Annotated in this window: 19 protein-coding genes; 6 read left to right on the top strand and 13 right to left on the bottom strand. The window is 43.3% G+C overall.

Annotation, left to right across the window (positions count from 1 at the left end):
• Nucleotides 1–2 precede the first annotated feature (2 nt).
• From amrS to B649_RS05320, 3 genes are all read right to left on the bottom strand, one after another.
• A complete protein-coding gene (gene amrS, locus B649_RS05330; protein WP_015653491.1) occupies nucleotides 3–1028 on the bottom strand; it encodes an AmmeMemoRadiSam system radical SAM enzyme in 1026 nt (341 codons plus the stop codon).
• A gap of 62 nt (nucleotides 1029–1090) precedes the next feature.
• Nucleotides 1091–3208 carry a Tex family protein gene (locus B649_RS05325; RefSeq protein WP_015653490.1) on the bottom strand — a complete coding sequence of 706 codons (2118 nt, stop codon included), beginning with the start codon at nucleotides 3206–3208 and terminating at the stop codon, nucleotides 1091–1093.
• Nucleotides 3205–4458: a DEAD/DEAH box helicase gene (locus B649_RS05320; protein ID WP_015653489.1), complete on the bottom strand. Its 1254-nt coding sequence runs from the start codon at nucleotides 4456–4458 to the stop codon at nucleotides 3205–3207. Before B649_RS05320 ends, B649_RS05325 begins: the two co-directional genes overlap by 4 nt.
• Before the next feature lie 151 nt (nucleotides 4459–4609).
• Here B649_RS05320 and B649_RS05315 point away from each other — a divergent pair, with 151 nt between their 5' ends.
• The 5 genes from B649_RS05315 to B649_RS05295 all read left to right on the top strand — a co-directional run bounded on the left by B649_RS05315 (nucleotide 4610) and on the right by B649_RS05295 (nucleotide 9332).
• Entirely contained in the window at nucleotides 4610–4906 is a 297-nt protein-coding gene (locus B649_RS05315; RefSeq protein ID WP_015653488.1) for a DUF1294 domain-containing protein, read from the top strand.
• A 234-nt stretch (nucleotides 4907–5140) separates the two neighbouring features.
• Entirely contained in the window at nucleotides 5141–5596 is a 456-nt protein-coding gene (locus B649_RS05310) for a (2Fe-2S)-binding protein (RefSeq protein WP_015653487.1), read from the top strand.
• Nucleotides 5597–5598: 2 nt separating this feature from the next.
• Complete coding sequence (locus tag B649_RS05305) at nucleotides 5599–7731, top strand: molybdopterin cofactor-binding domain-containing protein (RefSeq protein ID WP_015653486.1); 2133 nt, start codon at nucleotides 5599–5601, stop codon at nucleotides 7729–7731.
• Nucleotides 7732–7738: 7 nt separating this feature from the next.
• Nucleotides 7739–8755, top strand: a complete 1017-nt coding sequence (locus B649_RS05300) for an XdhC/CoxI family protein (RefSeq protein WP_015653485.1) — start codon at nucleotides 7739–7741, stop codon at nucleotides 8753–8755.
• Nucleotides 8745–9332, top strand: a complete 588-nt coding sequence (locus tag B649_RS05295; RefSeq protein ID WP_015653484.1) for a nucleotidyltransferase family protein — start codon at nucleotides 8745–8747, stop codon at nucleotides 9330–9332. The genes B649_RS05300 and B649_RS05295 overlap by 11 nt, the downstream gene beginning before the upstream one ends.
• Here the strand turns inward: B649_RS05295 and B649_RS05290 are convergent.
• A complete protein-coding gene (locus tag B649_RS05290; protein ID WP_015653483.1) occupies nucleotides 9327–9701 on the bottom strand; it encodes a DUF779 domain-containing protein in 375 nt (124 codons plus the stop codon). The two genes, B649_RS05295 and B649_RS05290, sit on opposite strands and share 6 nt — an antisense overlap.
• A 61-nt stretch (nucleotides 9702–9762) precedes the next feature.
• The gene (locus B649_RS05285) at nucleotides 9763–11259 is read right to left on the bottom strand and encodes an aldehyde dehydrogenase family protein (protein WP_015653482.1); all 1497 of its coding nucleotides are present in this window, start codon (nucleotides 11257–11259) and stop codon (nucleotides 9763–9765) included.
• Between the two features lie 203 nt (nucleotides 11260–11462).
• Here B649_RS05285 and B649_RS05280 point away from each other — a divergent pair, with 203 nt between their 5' ends.
• Entirely contained in the window at nucleotides 11463–13463 is a 2001-nt protein-coding gene (locus B649_RS05280) for a methyl-accepting chemotaxis protein (RefSeq protein WP_015653481.1), read from the top strand.
• Nucleotides 13464–13498: 35 nt separating this feature from the next.
• Here the strand turns inward: B649_RS05280 and B649_RS05275 are convergent, their stop codons facing one another.
• The 8 genes from B649_RS05275 to pqqA form a co-directional block, all read right to left on the bottom strand.
• A complete protein-coding gene (locus B649_RS05275; protein ID WP_015653480.1) occupies nucleotides 13499–14158 on the bottom strand; it encodes a response regulator transcription factor in 660 nt (219 codons plus the stop codon).
• The gene (locus tag B649_RS05270; RefSeq protein WP_015653479.1) at nucleotides 14155–16059 is read right to left on the bottom strand and encodes an FIST N-terminal domain-containing protein; all 1905 of its coding nucleotides are present in this window, start codon (nucleotides 16057–16059) and stop codon (nucleotides 14155–14157) included. The genes B649_RS05275 and B649_RS05270 overlap by 4 nt, the downstream gene beginning before the upstream one ends.
• 119 nt (nucleotides 16060–16178) lie before the next feature.
• A complete protein-coding gene (locus B649_RS05265) occupies nucleotides 16179–17603 on the bottom strand; it encodes a leucyl aminopeptidase (protein WP_015653478.1) in 1425 nt (474 codons plus the stop codon).
• Nucleotides 17594–18727 carry a pyrroloquinoline quinone biosynthesis protein PqqE gene (gene pqqE / locus B649_RS05260; protein WP_015653477.1) on the bottom strand — a complete coding sequence of 378 codons (1134 nt, stop codon included), beginning with the start codon at nucleotides 18725–18727 and terminating at the stop codon, nucleotides 17594–17596. The genes B649_RS05265 and pqqE overlap by 10 nt, the downstream gene beginning before the upstream one ends.
• The gene (pqqD, locus tag B649_RS05255; RefSeq protein WP_015653476.1) at nucleotides 18717–18989 is read right to left on the bottom strand and encodes a pyrroloquinoline quinone biosynthesis peptide chaperone PqqD; all 273 of its coding nucleotides are present in this window, start codon (nucleotides 18987–18989) and stop codon (nucleotides 18717–18719) included. The genes pqqE and pqqD overlap by 11 nt, the downstream gene beginning before the upstream one ends.
• A complete protein-coding gene (gene pqqC, locus B649_RS05250) occupies nucleotides 18958–19701 on the bottom strand; it encodes a pyrroloquinoline-quinone synthase PqqC (RefSeq protein ID WP_015653475.1) in 744 nt (247 codons plus the stop codon). Before pqqC ends, pqqD begins: the two co-directional genes overlap by 32 nt.
• 29 nt (nucleotides 19702–19730) lie before the next feature.
• A complete protein-coding gene (pqqB, locus tag B649_RS05245; protein WP_015653474.1) occupies nucleotides 19731–20645 on the bottom strand; it encodes a pyrroloquinoline quinone biosynthesis protein PqqB in 915 nt (304 codons plus the stop codon).
• Between the two features lie 102 nt (nucleotides 20646–20747).
• Nucleotides 20748–20822, bottom strand: coding sequence for a pyrroloquinoline quinone precursor peptide PqqA (pqqA, locus tag B649_RS12510; protein WP_015653473.1), 75 nt, complete (start codon nucleotides 20820–20822; stop codon nucleotides 20748–20750).
• Nucleotides 20823–20824: the final 2 nt, after the last annotated feature.

Below are 20824 nucleotides of genomic sequence, written 5' to 3'. Positions count from 1 at the left end.
TTTTAATGCCAAACCCCTTCAATAGCCGTAGCACAATAGGGACACTGATTCCCTTTGAGCAAATGGTTGGTAACGTACTGACCGATATGTCCGTGACGGTCAATTACCACTCTTTGACAAGAAGGACAATAGGTCGATTCACGTGCCTCATCATCGATATTACCGACATAAACGTATTTTAATCCCGCTTCTTTACCGATCTCGTAAGCACGGCGAAGGGTTGAGGAAGGGGTACGGGGTGTATCCATCATCTTGTACATCGGATGAAATCCGCTGATATGCCACGGCATAGAGGGATCAAGAGAAGCCTGAAACTCGGCAATGGAACGTATCTCTTCATCCGAGTCATTCAGCCCCGGGATCAGAAGGGTCGTCGTTTCGATCCATATCCCTTTTTTATGGGCATATTCAACCGTATCCAAAACAGGTTTGAGCGAACCGCCGCAGATATCTTTGTAAAACGATTGCGTGTACCCTTTTATATCGATATTCATCCCGTCCAAAAAAGGGGCTATCGTATCGATTGCTTTGTGAGTCTCATACCCGCTGGTCACATAGATATTTTTCAATCCCGCTTCGTGAGCAAGTTTTGCGGTATCGTAGGTATATTCGAAAAAAACAACCGGCTCGTTATAGGTGTAGGCGATGCTTTGGCACTCGTGTTCCAATGCAAAATCGACAGCTGCTTTAGGGGAAAGGGGACGTCCGAAAATTTCGTGACGATGCTCTTTCGGATATTGGGAAATATCGGCATTCTGACAAAATTTGCACGAAAAATTGCACCCCACCGTTCCGAACGAAAAGACGCTTGTCCCCGGTAAAAAATGAAACATCGGTTTTTTTTCGATCGGATCAATATTGACGGCGGCCGCAAGGCCATACGTGAGGAGGTAGAGTTCACCGTTTTCAACTTTGCGGATACCGCAGATACCGTACTCACCTTCGGAAAGTTTGCAATGCTGATTGCACGCTTCGCATGCGATTCGTCCATCGTCGAGTTTGTGTGAGAGCCAAGCTAAGGATGACATTGTTACCCCCTGCAAAAAATAGTGATTTTGAACTATTCTAACTCCATAAAGATTAAAAAAAGCTAGTGAGATTCTTTTAAACTGAGTCCCACTTTCCCTTTGGCAATATCCACCTCGACAACACGGATAGCAGAGAGCTGTTGATTGACACTGAGCACTTCGAGCGGATGGGATATTCGCTTTTCCGACATCTGGGAGATATGGATCAATCCGTCGTTTTTCAATCCGATATCAACAAACGCGCCAAAATCGGCAATGTTGCGCACGACGCCCGAGACGATAGACCCCTCTCGAAGCTCTTTGATGTCGGTGAGATCGGAGCGAAACATAATCGGCGGCAAGCTCTCACGGGGATCAAACCCCGGTTTTCGAAGTTCTGCAATGATATCGGTGAGGGTCGCTTCCCCCACTCCCAACTCTTGCGCAATTCGAGGAATTTGATCTTTGGTGATCGAAGAGAGATCATAGTGTTTTAAAAGGGTATTCGCTGCCTCGTAGCTCTCAGGGTGAACGCCCGTGTTGTCCAGCACGCTTTTTCCCTCTCGTATCCGAAAGAACCCCGCACACTGCTCGTACGCTTTTGCCCCCAGCCCTTTAACTTTGAGAAGCTCTTGCTTGGCTTTGAACGCCCCGCTCTTTTCGCGGTGTTCTACGATGGCACGGGCAACTTTTGCCCCCACTCCCGCGACATAGGAGAGAAGCGATACCGAAGCACTGTTGGGATCAACCCCGATACGGTTGACCAAATCTTCGGTGACACTGCCGAGCTTCTTCTCAAGTAGCTTTTGATCGACGTCGTGCTGATATTGCCCCACCCCTAGCGATTTGGGATCGATCTTCACCAATGCCGCCATCGGATCGCGAAGTCGCTGAGCAATCGAGATCGCTCCGCGTATCGTGACATCGAGCTGCGGATACTCCTCTTGGGCGATTTTGGAGGCGGAGTAGACCGATGCCCCCGCTTCGGAGACGACGGTATAAGAGAGGTTGAGTCCCTCATCGCGGTTTAGCCTCGCGAAAAACTCCTGCGTTTCCCGCGACGCCGTTCCGTTACCGATGGCGACGGCATTAATCCCGTAACGCTTACACAACTGCTTCACCACTTTTGCACTCTTCTCATAATCGCTTTGCGGAGGGGTGGGATAGATCACGGCATGATCCAAATAGGTACCATTTTCATCCACCACGGCGAGTTTGCACCCTGTTCGGTAGGCGGGATCGGCTCCCAAAATGGCACGCTTCGTGACGGGAGGGGAACCCAAAAGCTGTGAAAGATTTTTGCCGAACGTATTGATCGCTTGGATATCCGATTTCTCTTTGATCATCGCGTGCACTTCCCGCTCCAATGAGGGAAATAACAACCGTTTGAAGCCATCGAGGTAGCTCGCTAATAGCAAACTTTGGGAGCTTTTTGCACTGCGTGGAATACGATAATTTTTAATCGTATTCTCCACCCGATCCATATCGAGGGTGATCTTGACGTTCAGCTCTTTTTCGCTCACACCGCGCATAATCGCGAGATAACGATGGGAGGGGATGGAAGCTATCTTTTCGCTCTTTCCGGCGAGCTTTGCAAACAGCCCCTCCTCACTCATCCCTTTGGCGGCTTTTATCTCAAAGGAGGAGTAATCCAGTATCTGACGTCGCCAGTGGTCGCGCTCTCTTGGGTCGTCACTGTAGCGCTCCGCGAGTATGTCCTGCGCACCTTTGATCGCATCCTCACGCGTTGTAACAGAGCCTTTGACAAAACTCTCCGCACGTTTCGACAATTCTCCCAACTCTAACTGCGCACGTTCCAGCAGATCGGCCAACGGCTCCAATCCCGCCGCAATAGCGGCACCGGCACGTGTGTTTTTCTTCTCTTTAAAAGGACGGTAGATGTCTTCGACCTCTTGGAGCGTTGCAGCGTTGTTCAACCGTGTACGCAGATCGTTATTCAACTCCGAGCGCTCCGCGATGAGACGGGAAACCTCCTCTTTTCGCTCCAGCAGTTTTTTCGAATAGCCGTAAATGCTCTCAAACTCCCGTAACTGCTCATCGGTAGCACCCCCTGTCATCTCTTTGCGGTAGCGGGCGATAAAGGGGATCGTAGAGCCCTCTTCGAGGAGTTTCAGGATATTGGTAACGGTTTTGGCAGTGAGTCCCGTTTTTTGGGAGAGCAGATCAATCAAAGGGTTCATTGGTTTCCTGAACCTTTTGCATTTTTGGCGGCGAGTTCTCGGGCTTTGTCTTTTTTACTCTTCCCTTTCCCCTTGATCGGATCGGGTCCTTTTACTTTCGGCGGTGGTGTTCCAAACAGTTCAAACCCCGCTATCTGCTCACGCGGTAGTTTAATAGAGGAGCGTTTTTCGATCAGGGCAAAATGATCGCGCTCTTCATAACCAATAAACGAAATCGCCAGACCTGATTTACCCGCGCGACCCGTCCGTCCGATACGGTGGATATAATCAGCAGGAGAGCGGGGAAGATCGAAATTAATAACACAGGTGATATCATCGATATCCAAACCGCGCGCGGCGATATCGGTGGCGAAGAGGATACGGACTTTTTTCGCTTTGAATTGCTCCAACACATACGTACGATCCTCTTGGAGGAGATCCCCGTTAAACGAGTCCGCCGAAAAGCCGTATTTGCGAAATTTCGCGGCGATATTGTCGGAGGCTCGTTTGTTCGCCATAAAGACCAACACCTGTTCCCATTTTTCGGTTTCGAGGAGGTGGCGAAGCAACGGCCCCCGATTTTCAGGATTCACCTCGATAACACGCTGATGGATGCTTTGTACCGTCGGAAGCTCTGCTTCAAGCGTGACATGAATAGGGTTTTGGGTAATTTTGGAGGCAATCGCTTCCATCTTCGGCGGATAGGTAGCGGAGAAGAGGAGATTTTGACGAGCGGCGGGGATCGATTCTAAGATCAGCTCTAACTCTTCGGCGAATCCGAGGTCGAGCATCTTGTCCGCTTCATCGAGGACAAAAAACTCCAAATGCGACAAATTCATCTGCTTTTTTTTCAAAACGTCGAGAAATCGCCCCGATGTTGCGACAAGAATATCGCACCCTTGTTGAATCGCGTAGAGCTGATCGCCGATACTCTCACCTCCGATGACACTCACCACTTTCGGTTTTGTCGGAAGATAGTTTCCCATACTCTCAAACGTCTGCGCTACTTGGAGAGTCAACTCCCGTGTCGGAGTGAGAACAAGGGCTTTAATTTTCCCTTTCCCCTCGCCGCGCGTCTGTGACCAAAGCTCTAAGATCGGTAATACGAAACTCGCACTCTTACCGCTTCCCGTCTGTGCACGGGCAAGTACATCTTTGTGCTCTAAGACGAGTGGGATCACTTTTTCCTGAATGGAAGTAGGCTGTGTGTAGCCCTCTTCGCTCACCGCACGCTGAAGAGGGGATGAAAGAGAGAGTTGTGAAAATAGCATAAGGGGTCCTCGTAAATAGTAAAAAGAAGTATATTTTGTATTAGTAGTCAAGCGGGTTAAAAACTCATTCACTCTTGTGCTATACTCGTTTTATGAAATACATTTACAATAAAACCCGTTTTAGAATGACCAAAATAGGTCTTGGTAGAGTATGAAGGGATTCGTTTTTCTCTTTCTCGTCTTTAATCTTTTTACGTTTTTAGTCTTTGGATACGACAAATATTTAGCCCGTACCAATCGTCCACGGGTCCGTGAAAAAACACTCCTGAATTTAGCACTGATGGGCGGAAGCGTCGGAGCCGTATTCGGTCAAAAGATCTTTCGCCATAAAACAAAAAAATCCCGCTATCGCTTTTGGATTATTTTAGTCGTCCAATTTGCTCTATTTGAACTGATGTGGTATTACGCTCCGGTGTTGGCTCAAATATTCCGAAGTTTGTGGGCATAGGAAACTCATACAGCATGATTTAAGCCCTTTCTTAGCCATTGACACTTTGACTAGCCTACCGACAGATGCTGAAGCCAAAATTTGATCGTAAAAACTATAATTCGATAGCCTTTTATGCTGCCTATCGTAACTCCGCGCACAATTCTTCATTCTAATAAGTTATATAACTATCGCTATTTCACCGCTATTTAGATTCTATATACTTCCCCGCAGATAAGCTTAAAAAGGATAACCATGACCACTAAATTAAAAATTGACGGTGTAACCTATGATGTTACTGTTGATGACGAAACACCTTTATTGTGGGTACTTAGAGACCATTTGAACCTTACCGGAACCAAATATGGATGCGGCGCTGCTCAATGCGGGGCATGTACTGTTTTATTAGACGGAAAAGCGATCCGAAGCTGTGCAACCTTTTTAAAAGAGATCGGCGATAAAGAGATCATGACGATTGCCAATACAACCGATCCTCTTCTGAAGAAAGTACAAGAGGCCTGGGTTGAAGAAGATGTTCCTCAATGCGGTTATTGCCAATCAGGACAAATCATGAATGCGACAGGTTTGCTAAAGGCGAACAGCAATCCTACCGAAGAAGAGATTTTAGCTGAGATGAATGGCAATATCTGTCGATGCGGTACCTATAACCGTATCAAAAACGCTATTAAAAAAATAAATGCAGGAGCTTAATTATGGGACTCTCACGAAGAACTTTTCTTAAAAATACCGCCATTGTCAGTAGCGCTTTTATCGTCGGATTTTATTTACCGGTAAAAGCCCGTGCCGATGAAGCAACCAAAGAGACGTTGCGTCCTAATGCCTTTATTCAAATTGATCCAGACAACACCATTACCTTTTTGATGGGTCAAGCTGAAATGGGTCAGGGAACGTATACAGCTCTTGCAATGTGTATCGCCGATGAGTTGGATGCGGCTTGGGACGCGGTTCAATTCAAAGCAGCCGATATTGACCCTGTCTATAATTCTGTCTTCGGGCCATGGATGCTGACGGCAGGTTCCACTTCCATCAGTACCAAACAGCTCGAAATGCGTAAAGTCGGTGCTGCCGTCAATGAAATGCTCAAAAAAGCGGCTGCAAAAAAATGGAATGCGGCTCTCTCAGATATCAAAACCAAAAACTCCCATGTTATCAATCTCAAAACAGGGGATAAGTTCACCTATGGTGAGTTGGTCGCAGATATTAAAACAATGAGCATTCCGGAGAATCCTGAGCTAAAAGCACTGAAAGATTGTTCACTCATCGGTAAACCTACCCGAAGACACCCGAGCGAAGCATGGGCAAAAGCGACAGGACAAACAGAATTCGGAATCGATGTGAGAATGGACAATCTCAAATATGCAGCCGTTTTGCATCCGGCCGTTTTCGGGGCCACTATCGTGAGTTTTGATCCCTCAGAAGCACTCAAACGCGACGGAATTTTAAAAATCAAACAAATTCCGACAGGTATTGCCGTTATCGCAGAACACTGGTTCCAGGCAAAAGAGGCATTAAATCATATCCATGTTGTATGGGACAAAGGGGAGTTTGCTAATGTCAGCAGCGACGATTTACGAAAAGAATATGATACTCTTTTAAATACGCCGGGTGCTTCTATGCGTCATGATGGCAATACGGCAAAAGCGTTCAAAGAAGCGCATAGCATCATCTCAGCAGATTATGAATTCCCATTTTTGGCCCATGCTCCGATGGAACCGTTAAATTGTACGATTCACCATACAGGGGAGAGTGCAAAAATGTGGACCGGAGGACAAGTACAAACTGTCTATCGAAAAGTTTGTGCAGATATATTGGGTCTTAAGCCTGAGGATGTGGAATATAACAATACCTTTTTGGGTGGAGGATTTGGACGTAGAGCTGCGGCAAACGCTGATTATATCAAAGATGCCGTCTACACCGCAAAAGACGAAGCGTGGCCGATTATGACACTCTGGACCAGAGAAGATGATATTCGCATGGGGAACTATCGTCCTATGTATAAAAATAAAGCCCGTCTCGCCCTGAACAAATATGGTGATATCACGGCCTTTGAAGCCAAAGTTGTCGGACAGCCGGTTGTCAAAGATACGATACTCGGATTTTTATTTAAAGACGGCGTGGATTGGGCGCAATGGGATGGACTTACCGATCATCCGTATTCGATTATGAATCATGATATGCAGGCCCATTCACCGAGTTCTCCGATTCCCGTATTATGGTGGCGTTCGGTAGGACATACGCAAACGGCTCCTCTGGTGGAAGGTATCGTGGACGAAGCGGCGCATAAAGCCGGAATCGATCCTATCGCCTACCGAATCAGCATGTTGGATGATTTACGATGCATCAAATTATTATTAGACGTCCAAAGAATTTCCGATTGGAAAAATCGTAAAAAAGAGAAAAATGTCGGTTACGGTGTTTCAATCGTCAAATCATTCGGCTCTATTGTGGCACAGGTAGCAAAAGTCAAAGTTACAAAAAATGATTTTAAAGTTGAAAACGTATGGTGCAGTGTCGATTGCGGTTTTGCGCTCAATCCGCTTAATATTGAGAACCAAATGATCAGCGGAATCAATTTCGGACTTGCCGCGACAAAATACAGTGAAATTACGATCAAAAACGGTGAAGCGGAACAAAGCAATTTTTATGATTACCTGGTGACGAGAATCTCCGATGCTCCTGAGATCAAAGTGAGTATCGTCAATTCAGGAGAAAAAATCGGCGGTATAGGCGAGACGGCAGTTCCTCCTATCTTCCCGGCAGTAGCCAATGCGATATTTGATGCGACGGGAAAACGATACCATTCACTGCCAATTAAAATAAGTTAGGCATATCATGTTTGCTCACAAAGATTTTATCAAGTTCCTACAACAATCTAAAAACGATAAAAAAGATATCGTCTGTATCAATGTCTTGGATACGGAAGGTTCCGTTTATCGTAAAAGCGGTGCGACTATGATGGTAAATTCCGACGGCGAATTCATCGGTGTCGTCAGCGGAGGCTGTTTTGAAGAGGACATAGTCCATTGTGCCAAAGAAATCCTCTCAAAACACGAAGGCAAGTATGTCGTCCATGACTTGCGGATGAAAGATGAGACATTGGACAGTTGGGGTAAAGGGGTTGGATGCAACGGGCTGATCAAACTATGGATGGAGCCGTTTTATTACACTCAAAACTACGGTGCGATCGGTATCGCACTGGAGTACGCTTTAAACAGAACCAAGAAAACCCTGATCCGTTCCACAGAGCAAAAGGGTTTTTACGGGTTTTCATCCGAAGAGCGCACAGAAGAGATCTTTTATGATGAAGAATCGCACCTCCGACTCATTTATCAAAAAATTAATTCCCCTTATCGATTATTGATTTTGGGAGCAGGACCGGGAAGTGAACCGTTACTTTCCATGGCAAATACGCTTGGGTGGCAAACCTCTATCTGTGATACAAGAACGTCAAATCTTACCCATGTACATTCTGCCGATGAAACACACTTGTTAAATAACTGCGAAGAGGTAGATGAGATTTTAGAACGAGATTTCGATGCGGCTGTCGTTATGAGTCATAATTTTAACAGCGATGCCGTCTATTTAAAAGCATTGCTTGATTCAGAGGTCTCCTATATCGGTATTATGGGACCTCAGAAGAGAACGAAAAATATTATCGATTCTTTCAGTCAATTTGGCGAGAGTGTTTTTATGGATCCGAGATTGCATAATCCCATCGGATTGGATTTAGGCGGAGAGTCACCTGAATCCATCGCCTTATCTATCTGTGCTGAAATTGAAGCACATCGAAACCGATCTACTCCGATGTCACTGAGAGAAAAAAAAAGGGTAGCAATCCATGCTAACTAACCATCATCTTGAGATTCTTGTTATGGCGGCAGGAACGTCAAGTCGCCTAGGAGAGCCCAAACAGCTATTAGAACTGAACGAGCATACACTTTTGTGGCATGCTGCGGTTCAGGCATTGGAATTTACACCCAATGTCACTGTTGTATTAGGACATAAACATGAACAATGCAGTGACTCTATCAACAATCTCCTTGTAAAAACAGTTGTTAATAGACGTTATGAAGAGGGGCTTGGAAGTTCTATTGCCTGTGGTGTTTCAACATTGGAGGAGTGCGATTGCGTTTTGATCATGCTCTGTGACCAGCCCTTAATCCCGCGAATACATTATAAAAAATTGATAGAAACGTCTAAAGAATTTCCGGATTTGATCATAGCATCACACTACGATAAAAGATCAGGCGTACCCGCCGTCTTTCCAAAACACTATTTTCCCGCACTTCGAGAATTAAAAGGAGATAAGGGAGCTAAAAGCTTACTGGAAACAAATATCTATCAATATATTCCTCTGAGTAACAATGAATCAAAAGATGTTGATACCCAAGAGGATTGGGAGAGAATACGATCTGATTTTTCATAGTCTCCCCTCGATGATCGCATACTCTTCATCGGTAAAGATTCTCGACCTCGTGATAAACTGATACCCCAAATCGATCTCTAATGAAAACGAGTTTCCAAAAGCGCTTTTTTCCTCTTTGACATCGATAGTAATCTGAGAATGTCTAAAATATTCAAATTGGTCTTTGTCGATAAAAAATTCGCATCCGCATATCTCACCGAGTTTTACATTTCTGCTGGGGACATAAAAATCACCTTTCTTGTAGCACATCGGAGCTGTTCCGTCACAGCAACCGCCGCTTTGGTTAAAAACCAATTCACCATTCTCTTGTTTTAATTTTTCAATGACTTCTGCGGCTTCGGGTGTAACGGATAATCGTTCTATGTTCATTTTATACCCTCTGTGCGGGATCAAAACAATTTTGATCCCGCTCGAATTTTTCTGCTATCGATTAAAAAAATCCCATAGCGCTTTTGTTGTACGACGTTAAGATATTTTTCGTGTGTCGGTACGAGTTCAACATCATCATGTGCGTCTCTCTGCCGAGGCCCGATTTTTTGTATCCGCCGAATGATGCGTGTGATGGGTACATATGGTAGCAGTTTACCCAAACACGGCCGGCTTCGATTCCTCGGCTGATTTTATGCAATTGATGCGCATCGCGTGACCATACCCCTGAACCCAATCCATAGATGGTATCATTTGCAATGGCTAATGCTTCTGCTTCGTCTTTAAAGGTGGTGACGGCAAGTACAGGCCCGAAAATCTCTTCTTGGAAGATTCTCATTTTATTGTGCCCTTTGAATACGGTCGGTTGGATATAAAATCCGTTCGGATACGTTGCAGACTCATACACCTCTCCACCGATGAGACACTCAGCCCCTTCTTCTTTACCGATTTTGATGTATTCGAGGATCTTCTCTTTTTGGTTGAGTGAGCATTGAGCCCCCATCATGTTGGCGACATCCAAAGGATTTCCTAATTTGATCGCTTCCATTCGCTCTAAAACACGCTTCATAAACGGCTCGTAGATCGATTCTTGGATCAATGCGCGTGAAGGACACGTACACACTTCACCGGAGTTAAACGCGAATAGAATCAACCCTTCAATCGCTTTATCAAAGAACTCATCATCGGCAGCCATAATCGATTCGAAGAAAATATTCGGAGATTTACCGCCCAATTCCAACGTTGTAGGGATGATATTCTCGGTTGCATACTGCATGATCAGCTGACCTGTAGTCGTTTCACCGGTAAACCCGACTTTTTTAACATCCGGATGCGTTGATAGATATTTACCGATTTTTCCGCCGGCACCGTTGATAATATTGACGACCCCTTTTGGAAGGACATCTTGGATCGCTTCCATCAACAATAGAATCGACATAGGGGTAGCGGAAGCCGGTTTCATAACGATACAGTTACCTGCCGCCAATGCCGGAGCCAATTTCCATGCCGCCATCAATAACGGAAAGTTCCAAGGAATGATTTGTGCGACAACACCGTACGGCTCATAAATCTCTTGAGAAATCGTCGTTTCGTCGATATCGGCCACCGTACCCGACTCGGCTCGGATGACGGACGCGAAATATCGGAAGTGATCCACAACCAAAGGGATATCCGCGAACAAAGTTTCTCGAATCGTTTTACCGTTATCCAAAGTCTCTGCAATCGCTAACGCTTCCAAATTGGCTTCGATTGCATCGGCAACTTTATTGAGCATAATACTTCGCTCTACGACGGAAGTATGTTTGTAGGATTGAAATGCTTTATTTGCGGCTTGAATTGCCAGTTCGACATCGGCTTCATTTGATCTTGGAATTTTTGTTAAAACTTCACCGTCAACGGGAGAGATATTATCAAAATACTCGCCACTTTGTGGAGCTACCCACTCTCCAGCAATAAAGTTCTCATATTGAGATTTGTAAGTCGGTTTTACGTATGCCACTTTTTTTCCTTTGATTCAATTTTGTGAAGAAACTTGGCGGAAGTCTTAACCCGCAGTTTTTTCTCTGAGCATACTTTATACTACTTCTATAGCTTGAAAATAGCAAAGGGTTTTAGCTATTTTGATGCTATTTTGATTTTATATACTTCACTTAGATATAAGTATGAATAAATGGTTATATTAGTCGATTCTAAAGGAATAGTATGTTCGGTCTTTTTAACTCTAAGGATACGCGTAAAGATGTGACAGCTCGAGGTGAGAAGGGGATGATTTCGATCACCTTGCGAGAAAACGATATTAAGAACGGAAAACTTGATCGTCTTGAAATTACACCGAAAGTGGTTATCGGTTTCGTCTCTTCGGCACTTAATTTTTCCACGATATCTTCTCTATTAAAACAAACACTTCCACCCGATACGACCTTGATTCTCTCAACAACAGCCGGAGAACTGTGCAGTTTTGACAAATCCGATCCTATCACCAATCTCTACTCCCAATCGAATGTAGGAACGGGTGATAATATTGTATTAATGTTGTTTGCCAAAGAGATGATTAGCGATGTTTATGTCGCTTCTGTTCCACTAAAAAGCGAAGATATCGGGTCAAGTTCCAAAAATGCCGCGACCCGAGTTTCAGCTATTTCCAACGAGCTTCGACAAATTCACGTACCCTTTAAAATGAACCATGAAGATACGCTTGGCTACACACTGATTGATGGCCTTTCTGCCAGTGAAAGTTTCTTGATGGAAGCCGTTTATAATGTTGGTAAATTCCCTTGTCTGCTCGTCGGCGGAAGTTCGGGCGGAAAACTTGACTTTGAAAACACCTATATTTTTGACGGTACACGTGTATTAAGACACCATGCCGTCATCACATTTATTAAATTCACACCGGGCTATCGATTTGGGATTTTCAAAAGTCAAAACTTCAAAAAATCGGCCGTAAAGTTTACGGTATTAGCCGCTGATCCGATTAAACGGATTGTTTCTGCTTTTATAGATACCAAAACCAATGCACGGATCAATGTCATCGAAGCATTATGCACTCATTTCGGTTGCTCTCCACAACAGCTTGATGTGAAACTGGCAAATTATACTTTCGGGATAGAAATAGACGGTGAAATTTATGTTCGATCGATTGCTTCAATTGATAGAACTGCCGGTGTCATCCATTTTTACTGCGATATCGAAGCGGGTGAAGAACTGATACTGTTGGAAAAAACAGACTTCGTTCGAACAACTTCAGAACATTATTCGGAATTCAGCTATAAAAAGCCCAAAGCTATAGGGGCCATTTTCAACGACTGTATTTTACGTCGCTTATTTAATACAAATGAACTCAATAGCCTTCGTTCATTTCAAGACATTCCGGTAGCAGGCTTTTCGACATTCGGTGAACTTCTAGGTGTTAATATTAATCAAACACTAACCGCGATCTTTTTCTACCGGATCGGCAATGAACCTTTCCATGATGAATATATCGATAGTTTTGTTCAAAAATATGCCGGATTTAAAAGCTATTTTCTCCTACGAAAAATTAATCGTCAGAATATGATCGATAACATCAACAAGGCTATGTTGAGTCAGATGAAAGAGAGCATGCCTGTTATTGAAACCATTGGAGATACCATCAATCATGCTGTTGATTCGATTGATACTATTGGAAAACAACTCTCAACGGTACAAGATCAATTTTCAGTTTTTTCCATTCATATGGAAAAAAGCAGTGTAGATAATGCAAATCTCTCTTCGGATGTAGAAAATCTTACGAATAATGTTCGTGAAATACGTGCGGTTCTCAGTGTTATATCCGATATAGCAGACCAAACAAACCTTCTTGCTCTGAATGCCGCGATTGAAGCTGCCCGTGCAGGAGAACACGGCCGTGGATTTGCAGTGGTTGCAGATGAAGTACGTAAACTGGCCGAACGAACTCAAAAGAGTCTCTCCGAAACCAACATATCAGTTAACACGATTATTCAGGCGGTTGAAGGAATTAGTGAAACGATGAAAAATGTGAGTACAGGGCTTACGACTATGTCATCAAAAAGTTTAGTACTCTCTAACGAAATGGAAGTTCTCTCAGATAAAAGCCTAAGTATTTCCGACGAACTTCGATCTCAGTCACTTTTAACGCAACAACTCAATAATGAGCTCAATAAGCTTCAAGTGTATGAAAAAACATTAGACATCTTAAATGGATGAGTGGATACCCGCCTGCGCGGGATTATTCACCTTAATCATTTAGGTCGTTCAACCATATAGCCTATTGATCGAATATTGATAATCATATCTTCTTTCAAAACATTTTTGATTCGGTTTAACTCTGCCCTTATTGTGGCATTATCGATCATATCATCATTCCAGACATAGTCTCTAAACATGTCATACGTCACGATTCTGCTTCTATGCTGAGACAAAAGCTCTATGATCTGAAGTTGTCTTTTCGGCAGAATCTGGGGTTCGTTGTTAAACAGCAGCGTCATCGTTTCACTGTCAAAACTATACGATTTAGAGAGCCTTTTATGCGCTTGCGGAACTTGTCTGGATTGTAATATTTTATCGATTCTAAGACTTAATTCTTTCAGATGAAACGGTTTTTTCAAATAATCATAACAACCTAAATTGAAAGCTCTTGATATATCTTCAATATCGATTAGCGCTGAGATAAAAATCGTAGGAATCTGTATTTTCTCATTATGGGTAGTCTCTAAAAGTGTTAACCCATCCATACCGGGGACATTGATATCCAGAAGCAGCAAATCAAAATTACTGTTATGAATCTTCTCCAATCCTTGTGTCCCGTCTTTAACCAACTCCACAACATGCCCTGTGGCCTGTATGTATTTCGATATGGCTTCACCCAGCATAATATCGTCTTCGACTAATAAAATCTTCAAAGGTATGCCTCCTTAAATTCATAGGTAAATGAGGTCTCTTCTTTCGTTGAATGCAATTCAAAAGCGACATTCTCATTATTACAAATCTCTTTTACGAGATTTAACCCCAATCCAAACCCTTCTTGCTGAGAACTTTCTCGGTAAAATTGCTCGAATATCTTATGAGGATTTGCTATCTCCGAAGATTTGCTTTTAAACGTAACTTTACACGTACTTTGATCATGTTCAATCACAACGTAAATTGGCTCATTCTCTTTCGTATATTTGATGGCATTGGTCAGATTGTTATCGATGATCCGTTGCAGCTGAGATTCATTAAAATAAATGATGAACTCTTTTTCAGGACTCGTAAAAACAAAACTGACATTCGATTTTTTGGCCACAATATTAAAAAACTCAATCCGGCTTCTTACATAATCCACTAAATCAATCGTATGCTTCGTATATTCGATCGTTTTGTTAATGAGCAAATACGACAAATCATCGTATATGGTACAGACATTTTTCATCGCCGCTTCGATGTTACACAGGTATGGATTTTTACCGTATTCCGCTTCGTAAAGTTCAACATTGCACATGATAATACTCAGCGGAGTATTGGTTTCATGTACTGCGTATTTGATAAACAGATCTTGAGATTTTAATAAACTCTGAGAATAGAGCTGTTCCTCTTCCAACTTCTTTTTCTGCTGTTCATAGTCGTCCGCTGATTGTGATATGAGATGAGCCAATGCACCGACGGTTATGGCATAGTCGTCATTTTCCAAAGGGATCGTTTTTGGCTTATTTTCAAGGGCAGAGCACTCTATGCAATCGGATTCGCATAAGCCGACGACAGTGAAGGTTTGGTTGAGCAGTTCATTGTGCCCTTCATGATGATAAAACTCGGCATAGCTGAAGAATCCTACTGTCGGTGCGTTCTTAACAAAAGGCTCCATTTCTATATTAATCAGACTGGGCATATACCTTCTGCGCGCCATACACGAATAGACAAAATAGGTTTGCATATTTTTACAGGGTGCCTGATACGTGTTGTCAAACGATTGCTGGATAATCAGTTCTGCGTTTCCGAATCCCAGCCGTACCTTATCTCCGACATTGAGATTCCCGGCAAAACTCATACTGCCGTCATTATGCTTGGCAATAACGGCGCGTGCGACTTTCAAACCGTTTTTATCCACAATCAATGGAAATTCAATCCCTGTTTTCGGGAGCGCCTTTGCGACCTCTTCCCCTAAATATTTTTTGTAAAAATCGACGGCCGGCATACCGGAAATCTTATACACCCGATTTTCTCTGATTTCATCAATCGTATGCTCAATTCCGATGGGAGACCAGTCAAATTTATAATTGTTGTAGACACTTAGCTTATCCGAATGCAAAGCAACACCGACAGCACCTTGTGCAAGAACCGTTTCGTTTTCACAAATATAGGTCTGAACAAATTGACCATTGTCTCCAGCCATTCCCCCGCAGACCATGACGGTATCGTTAACGGATTCAATCCCTTTTAAAAACACTTCACCGTTGCTGGTAGTACCGTCGGTAAAGAGGATCAGCAGTTTTGTGTTGGGTTTAATAAGCTTTTTTGCAAGATCGACTCCGTTTTGAAAACAATCTTTTCCATTCACCGATGCGCTGGTAATTTCTGTTTTGCTAAAGGTAGAGACTGCGATGATCGTTGAATGGGTTAAAATATCGCTATTGTTGATTTCCCCGTCCGTGGTCGTACCGATAACGACACTGAAAGGAAGTCTTTTTTTAATTTGTGCCGAGGCTTCTTGGAGTATCTCTTTTCCATCACCGCAAAAGATTTGAACTAAAATATTCTGTTCATTTTTTATCTCATCCAACCACTGTTGCTGCGATAAATCCGTATACTCAAATGTGTAGGTTTTCATGGCCTTTATTCTATCAAAAATATTAATAAAATAAAGACATTTTCGATGAATTTAATATAATCTATTCATATAATTTGCCTAAATTAAGCTATTTGAACTGTTTATAGCTTTGAGTGGAATTATTGAGTAATATTTTTCAAAAATTGCAAGATTAATCGAACACCTGCGCCGCTGGCACCATAGGGATTATACCCCCATATTTTGTGGGCATACGATGCTCCTGCCATATCGAAATGGAGCCATTTTTTCTTGTTCTCATCTTTGATAAACCGGTCTAAAAAGAGACTCGCTGTTATCGCACCGCCGTTTCGTGAAGAAGCGGTGTTAACCATGTCGGCAATCTCACTGTCGAGATCATTCTCAAAATATCGGTTGTAAGGCAAAAATCCGACTAACTCGCCGCTTTGCACTGCTGCCGTATTGATTTTATGCTTTAAGATCTCATTGTGTCCCATTACCGCTGTAGTATGACTCCCTAACGCGATAATAGAGGCTCCCGTAAGGGTAGCAAAATCAAAAATATAATCAAAATTTTCGATCTCGTCCTGAGCATAACAGAGACAGTCTGCTAAAACCAATCGACCTTCGGCATCCGTATTTTTCACTTCAATACTCATACCGTTTTTAGCCCGCAGCACGTCATCGGGTTTATAGGCGTTGCCTCCTATCATGTTCTCTACTGCACCGATAATCCCATGCACTTCACACTCAATATCCAGTGCTCTCAACGCGCTCATCACCCCTAATACAGCGCTCCCGCCCGCTTTGTCGCACTTCATGGAGACCATAGAATCGGCCGATTTGAGACTCAATCCCCCACAATCATACGTCAGCCCTTTACCCAATAGGACAATTTTAGCCTTTGGATTTTTAGGGCGGTAGGTGAGGTGAATGAGTTGTGACTCATGTACGGATGCCCTTCCGACACTCAGCATCGCATTCATCCCCATTTCATGCATTTCATGTTCACCCAGGATTTTGCATTCCAAACCGTCTCTTTTAGCAAAATATTTTGCGTCCAGTGCCATGATATGCGGGTAATAGTCCTGCGGCGGCGTATTAACGATATCTCTGACAAAATTAACATTGCGGCATATAATTTCAACCTCATGCAGCAGTTCTTCGAGGTGATTTTTGCTGTACATACTGCCGCTGTAGGCAATAAAGATCTTTCTCTCTTGATGCTTTTTTGACTCATGTTTGTATTGGGTGTAGTAATAATCACCCAAAATAAGCCCTTCAGCCAATGCTTTCACATCCAGTTTATCCTGATAGTGTTCTAATGCTATAAAGAGTGTTTTGAAACTGCTTTTTTGTATGGATTGAATCGCTTTTGCCGCACTGATTTTGAGATCTTCTGCGCGGAGCGAACGGCTTGCCACATACAAAATACTCTGATGAATATCCAAATAAGTCGTCCCCTCTTTGAGGCTGAATCCTGCTTTGGAGAGCATTTTGGTCTGGTCCGATTTTGCGGATAGCGTTGTTATAAACGATAGGGTTAAACTCTCTTTGGGCTGCTTGTTGGTGAGTACTATTTGCATGATGAATCCAATCTGTTTGCAATGATGTTCATCGAATTGATTTTGTTTCGGTACAGCGGTTGCTTATCTGAGTTGATGCTCTCCTCTACTTTGGTTGTTACAACATGATGAAAACCGGATTTGTCACAGACGGGATCCGCTTCATGCATATCTTTGGTCAATGCATAGGCTTGACATCGACATCCGCCGAAATCTTTCTCTTTTTCATCACACGTTCTGCATGGCTCCCTCATCCATGAGTCCCCTCGGAAATAGTTAAACGCTTCCGAATCGTTCCATATCGCTTCAACCGAATACTCTTTAACATTGGGAAAGGTGAGCGGAAGGGTGTTCGCCGTGTTGCACGGAAGTGCCACTCCGCTTGGATTAATGGTCAAAAAAGTCGAACCCCATCCATTCATACACGCTTTCGGACGTGTGGCAAAATAATCCGGTACCACAAAAAAGACTTTCATATCTTTTCGATTTTCTCGGTAGTGATTCGTGATCGCTTTGGCCTCAGCCAGCTGCTCTTTAGTCGGAAGGAGTGCATTGATATTTTCAAGCGCCCAGCCGTAATACTGGATGTTAGCAATTTCAAGGTAGTTTGCCCCCAGACGCTCCGCCATTTCAATGATATCACCGATCTGATGGATATTTTGGCGTGTAATACACGTGTTGACAATCAACTGAAGTCCATTATCTTTACACGCTTTGGCAAAAGCCATTTTGTCTTTAAAAGCGTTTTGATTGTTCGTTATCAGTGTGGTTGTATGCTCATCGGATGATTGAATACCCAACTGCACCGTCTTAAGCCCTGCTTCTTTGAGTTTAGAAACAATACTGATATCGGCTCCGACCCCAGAGGTAATCAGATTGGTATAAAACTTTAACTCATTGGCTTTTTTGACAATTTCGAGAAGATCTTTGTTCAGCAGAGGTTCACCGCCTGAGATACCCAGCTGAACGGCTCCCATAGCCCGTGCCTCTTCCATGACTCGAAACCAGTCCTCTTTGCTCATAGAGTCTTTCGTATTGGCAAAATCAAGCTGATTGTAGCAGTAGGTACACTCCAAAGGGCATTTATGTGTCAGCTCCAGCAATATCCATAAAGGGGGGCTAACGGTTTTATTATTAGGCTTCATGATAAATTACCCAATTGCGAGACATCGCTTCATCAAGAAATTCCATAACATCGGATTCAATCGCTTGATTCGAAAATTTCTCTACCAATGTTGTGATGATAGAGTCACACGAGTTCGCACCGTCACATAAACTCATAATCTCCCCTGCTGAGAAGCTGAGTTGCACCATCCCCTCAGGATAGAGCAAAACATAACAGCTTTGTTTCTCTTCATATTGGAGTTGAAAGTGACTATTCACTGCAAGAAATTTTTCGCGTTGCATGACAATCCTTAATATTAAAATACGGCGGTCGTTTAAGCTCATACGCAAGATAGAGGGCATCTACCATCGTCCACAAAATATCCAATTTGAACTGCAAGATTGAGAACGCTTTTTCTTGAAGCTCTGCGGTATTGAACTCCTCCAGCGTCAGTGCCAATCCGTGCTGTACGTCACGTCTTGCTTCCGTAAGTCGTTTTTGAAAATAACGTAACCCGTTTTGATCGATCCATGGATAGTTTTTAGGCCATGTATCAAGGCGCTGCTGATGTATTTCAGGTGCAAACATCTCGGTTAATGAAGACATCGCCGCCTCTTTCCAGGGTGCATGTTTCGCAAAGTTGACGTACGCATCGACGGCAAATCTGACCGAGGGCAACACATATTTATGACTGATAAGATCTTCTTTATTCAGCCCTACCGCCGTACCCAAATCGAGCCATGCTTCGATTCCGCCGCCGACACTGTCATGATCATTAATTCTGTCAATCCATTTTCGTCTATCTTCGATAGGAGGGTTGTTGGACATAATCGCCGCATCTTTGATCGGTATCATTGTTTGATAATAAAATCGGTTGGCTACCCATCCTTGAATCTCTTCTTTCGTACATTTACCTTCATACATGCGGATATGAAAAGGGTGATAAATATGGTACATACTCCCCATTGCTCTTAATGCTTCTTCGAATTCTTTTTTACTGAGGGGCGTTTTCATTTTTGTCCTTTAATTTAGTTTTTTGGGTCTTAAATCTCGATATGCATACCATCATATGAGATTTCTATATTGTGGCGTGTAAGCTCTTGATACTCTTCGGTGGTATCATCCAAAATCGGATTGGTATTATTAATATGAATTAATATCTTTCTCGGTTTTTCGAGCGTATCTAATGTTTCAATTAGCCCCCCTGCCCCGCTGAGCGGTACATGCCCCATATCGGTTCCCAGTTTCGTGGAGAAGCCATTTTTGATCATTTCATCATCCGTCCAAAGCGTCCCGTCTATCAAAAGAATATCCGCTATGCGCATCTCATCGATAATTGCTTGTTGCAATACGCCAAGCCCCGGAAGATAAAAGAGCCGCTTTCCGCTTTGCTTATTAATAACCACCATCCCGATATTATCGCCGGCTCTGGGTTTGTCACGATATATTGAATACGGAGGTGCGTTTGAAATCAAAGGAACCGCTCTGAAGGTGTAACTCGGCATAACCGGAATCTCAAAGCTAGTCCCATCGGTTGCTACCTCATGATAATGAGTTCCTCCCCCATCCCAATGGGTCAGCATTTTGAAAAGAGGAAAAGAGGTATTTAACTCTTCGTGTACCTCTTTGGTACAGTAGACTTCGTGAGGGCACCCTTCTCTAAGCATTAAAAGCCCTGTTGTGTGATCAATCTGAGCATCAATAAAAACGATTGCTTTGATCTTTGTTTCTCGTCTGAGCGTTGGGTGCAAAAAGGGGGAATTATGAATTTGTTCTAAAATGTCCGGTGAAGTGTTAAAAAGTACCCAGTTCTCACCGTCTTCACTGATCGTGATCGAGGATTGAGTGCGGCGTTTGATAGATGTTTTGCCTGCTCTGTACCCCTTACAATTGTCACAATTGCAGTTAAACTGAGGAAGACCGCCGCCGGCACTGGAACCTAATACCTCTATTTTCACCTTCTATCCTTTTCTATTATTAACTAAACTTATATACTATAGCCTCAATTAATAACAGAAACGGGCAAAATGATTTGCCCGCTCTTATCATTGTTGCTACGATTATTCGTGGCAGATGTACATAGTTACTTCAAATCCGAATCGGTTATCCGTAAATGACGGTTTTTCCCATTTCATAG

Origin of the sequence: Candidatus Sulfuricurvum sp. RIFRC-1, from assembly GCF_000310245.1 — a bacterium.
Taxonomy (GTDB): Bacteria; Campylobacterota; Campylobacteria; order Campylobacterales; family Sulfurimonadaceae; genus Sulfuricurvum.
Note: the sequence above shows the minus strand (reverse complement) of the source record. Positions and strands in the feature narration are given on the sequence as shown.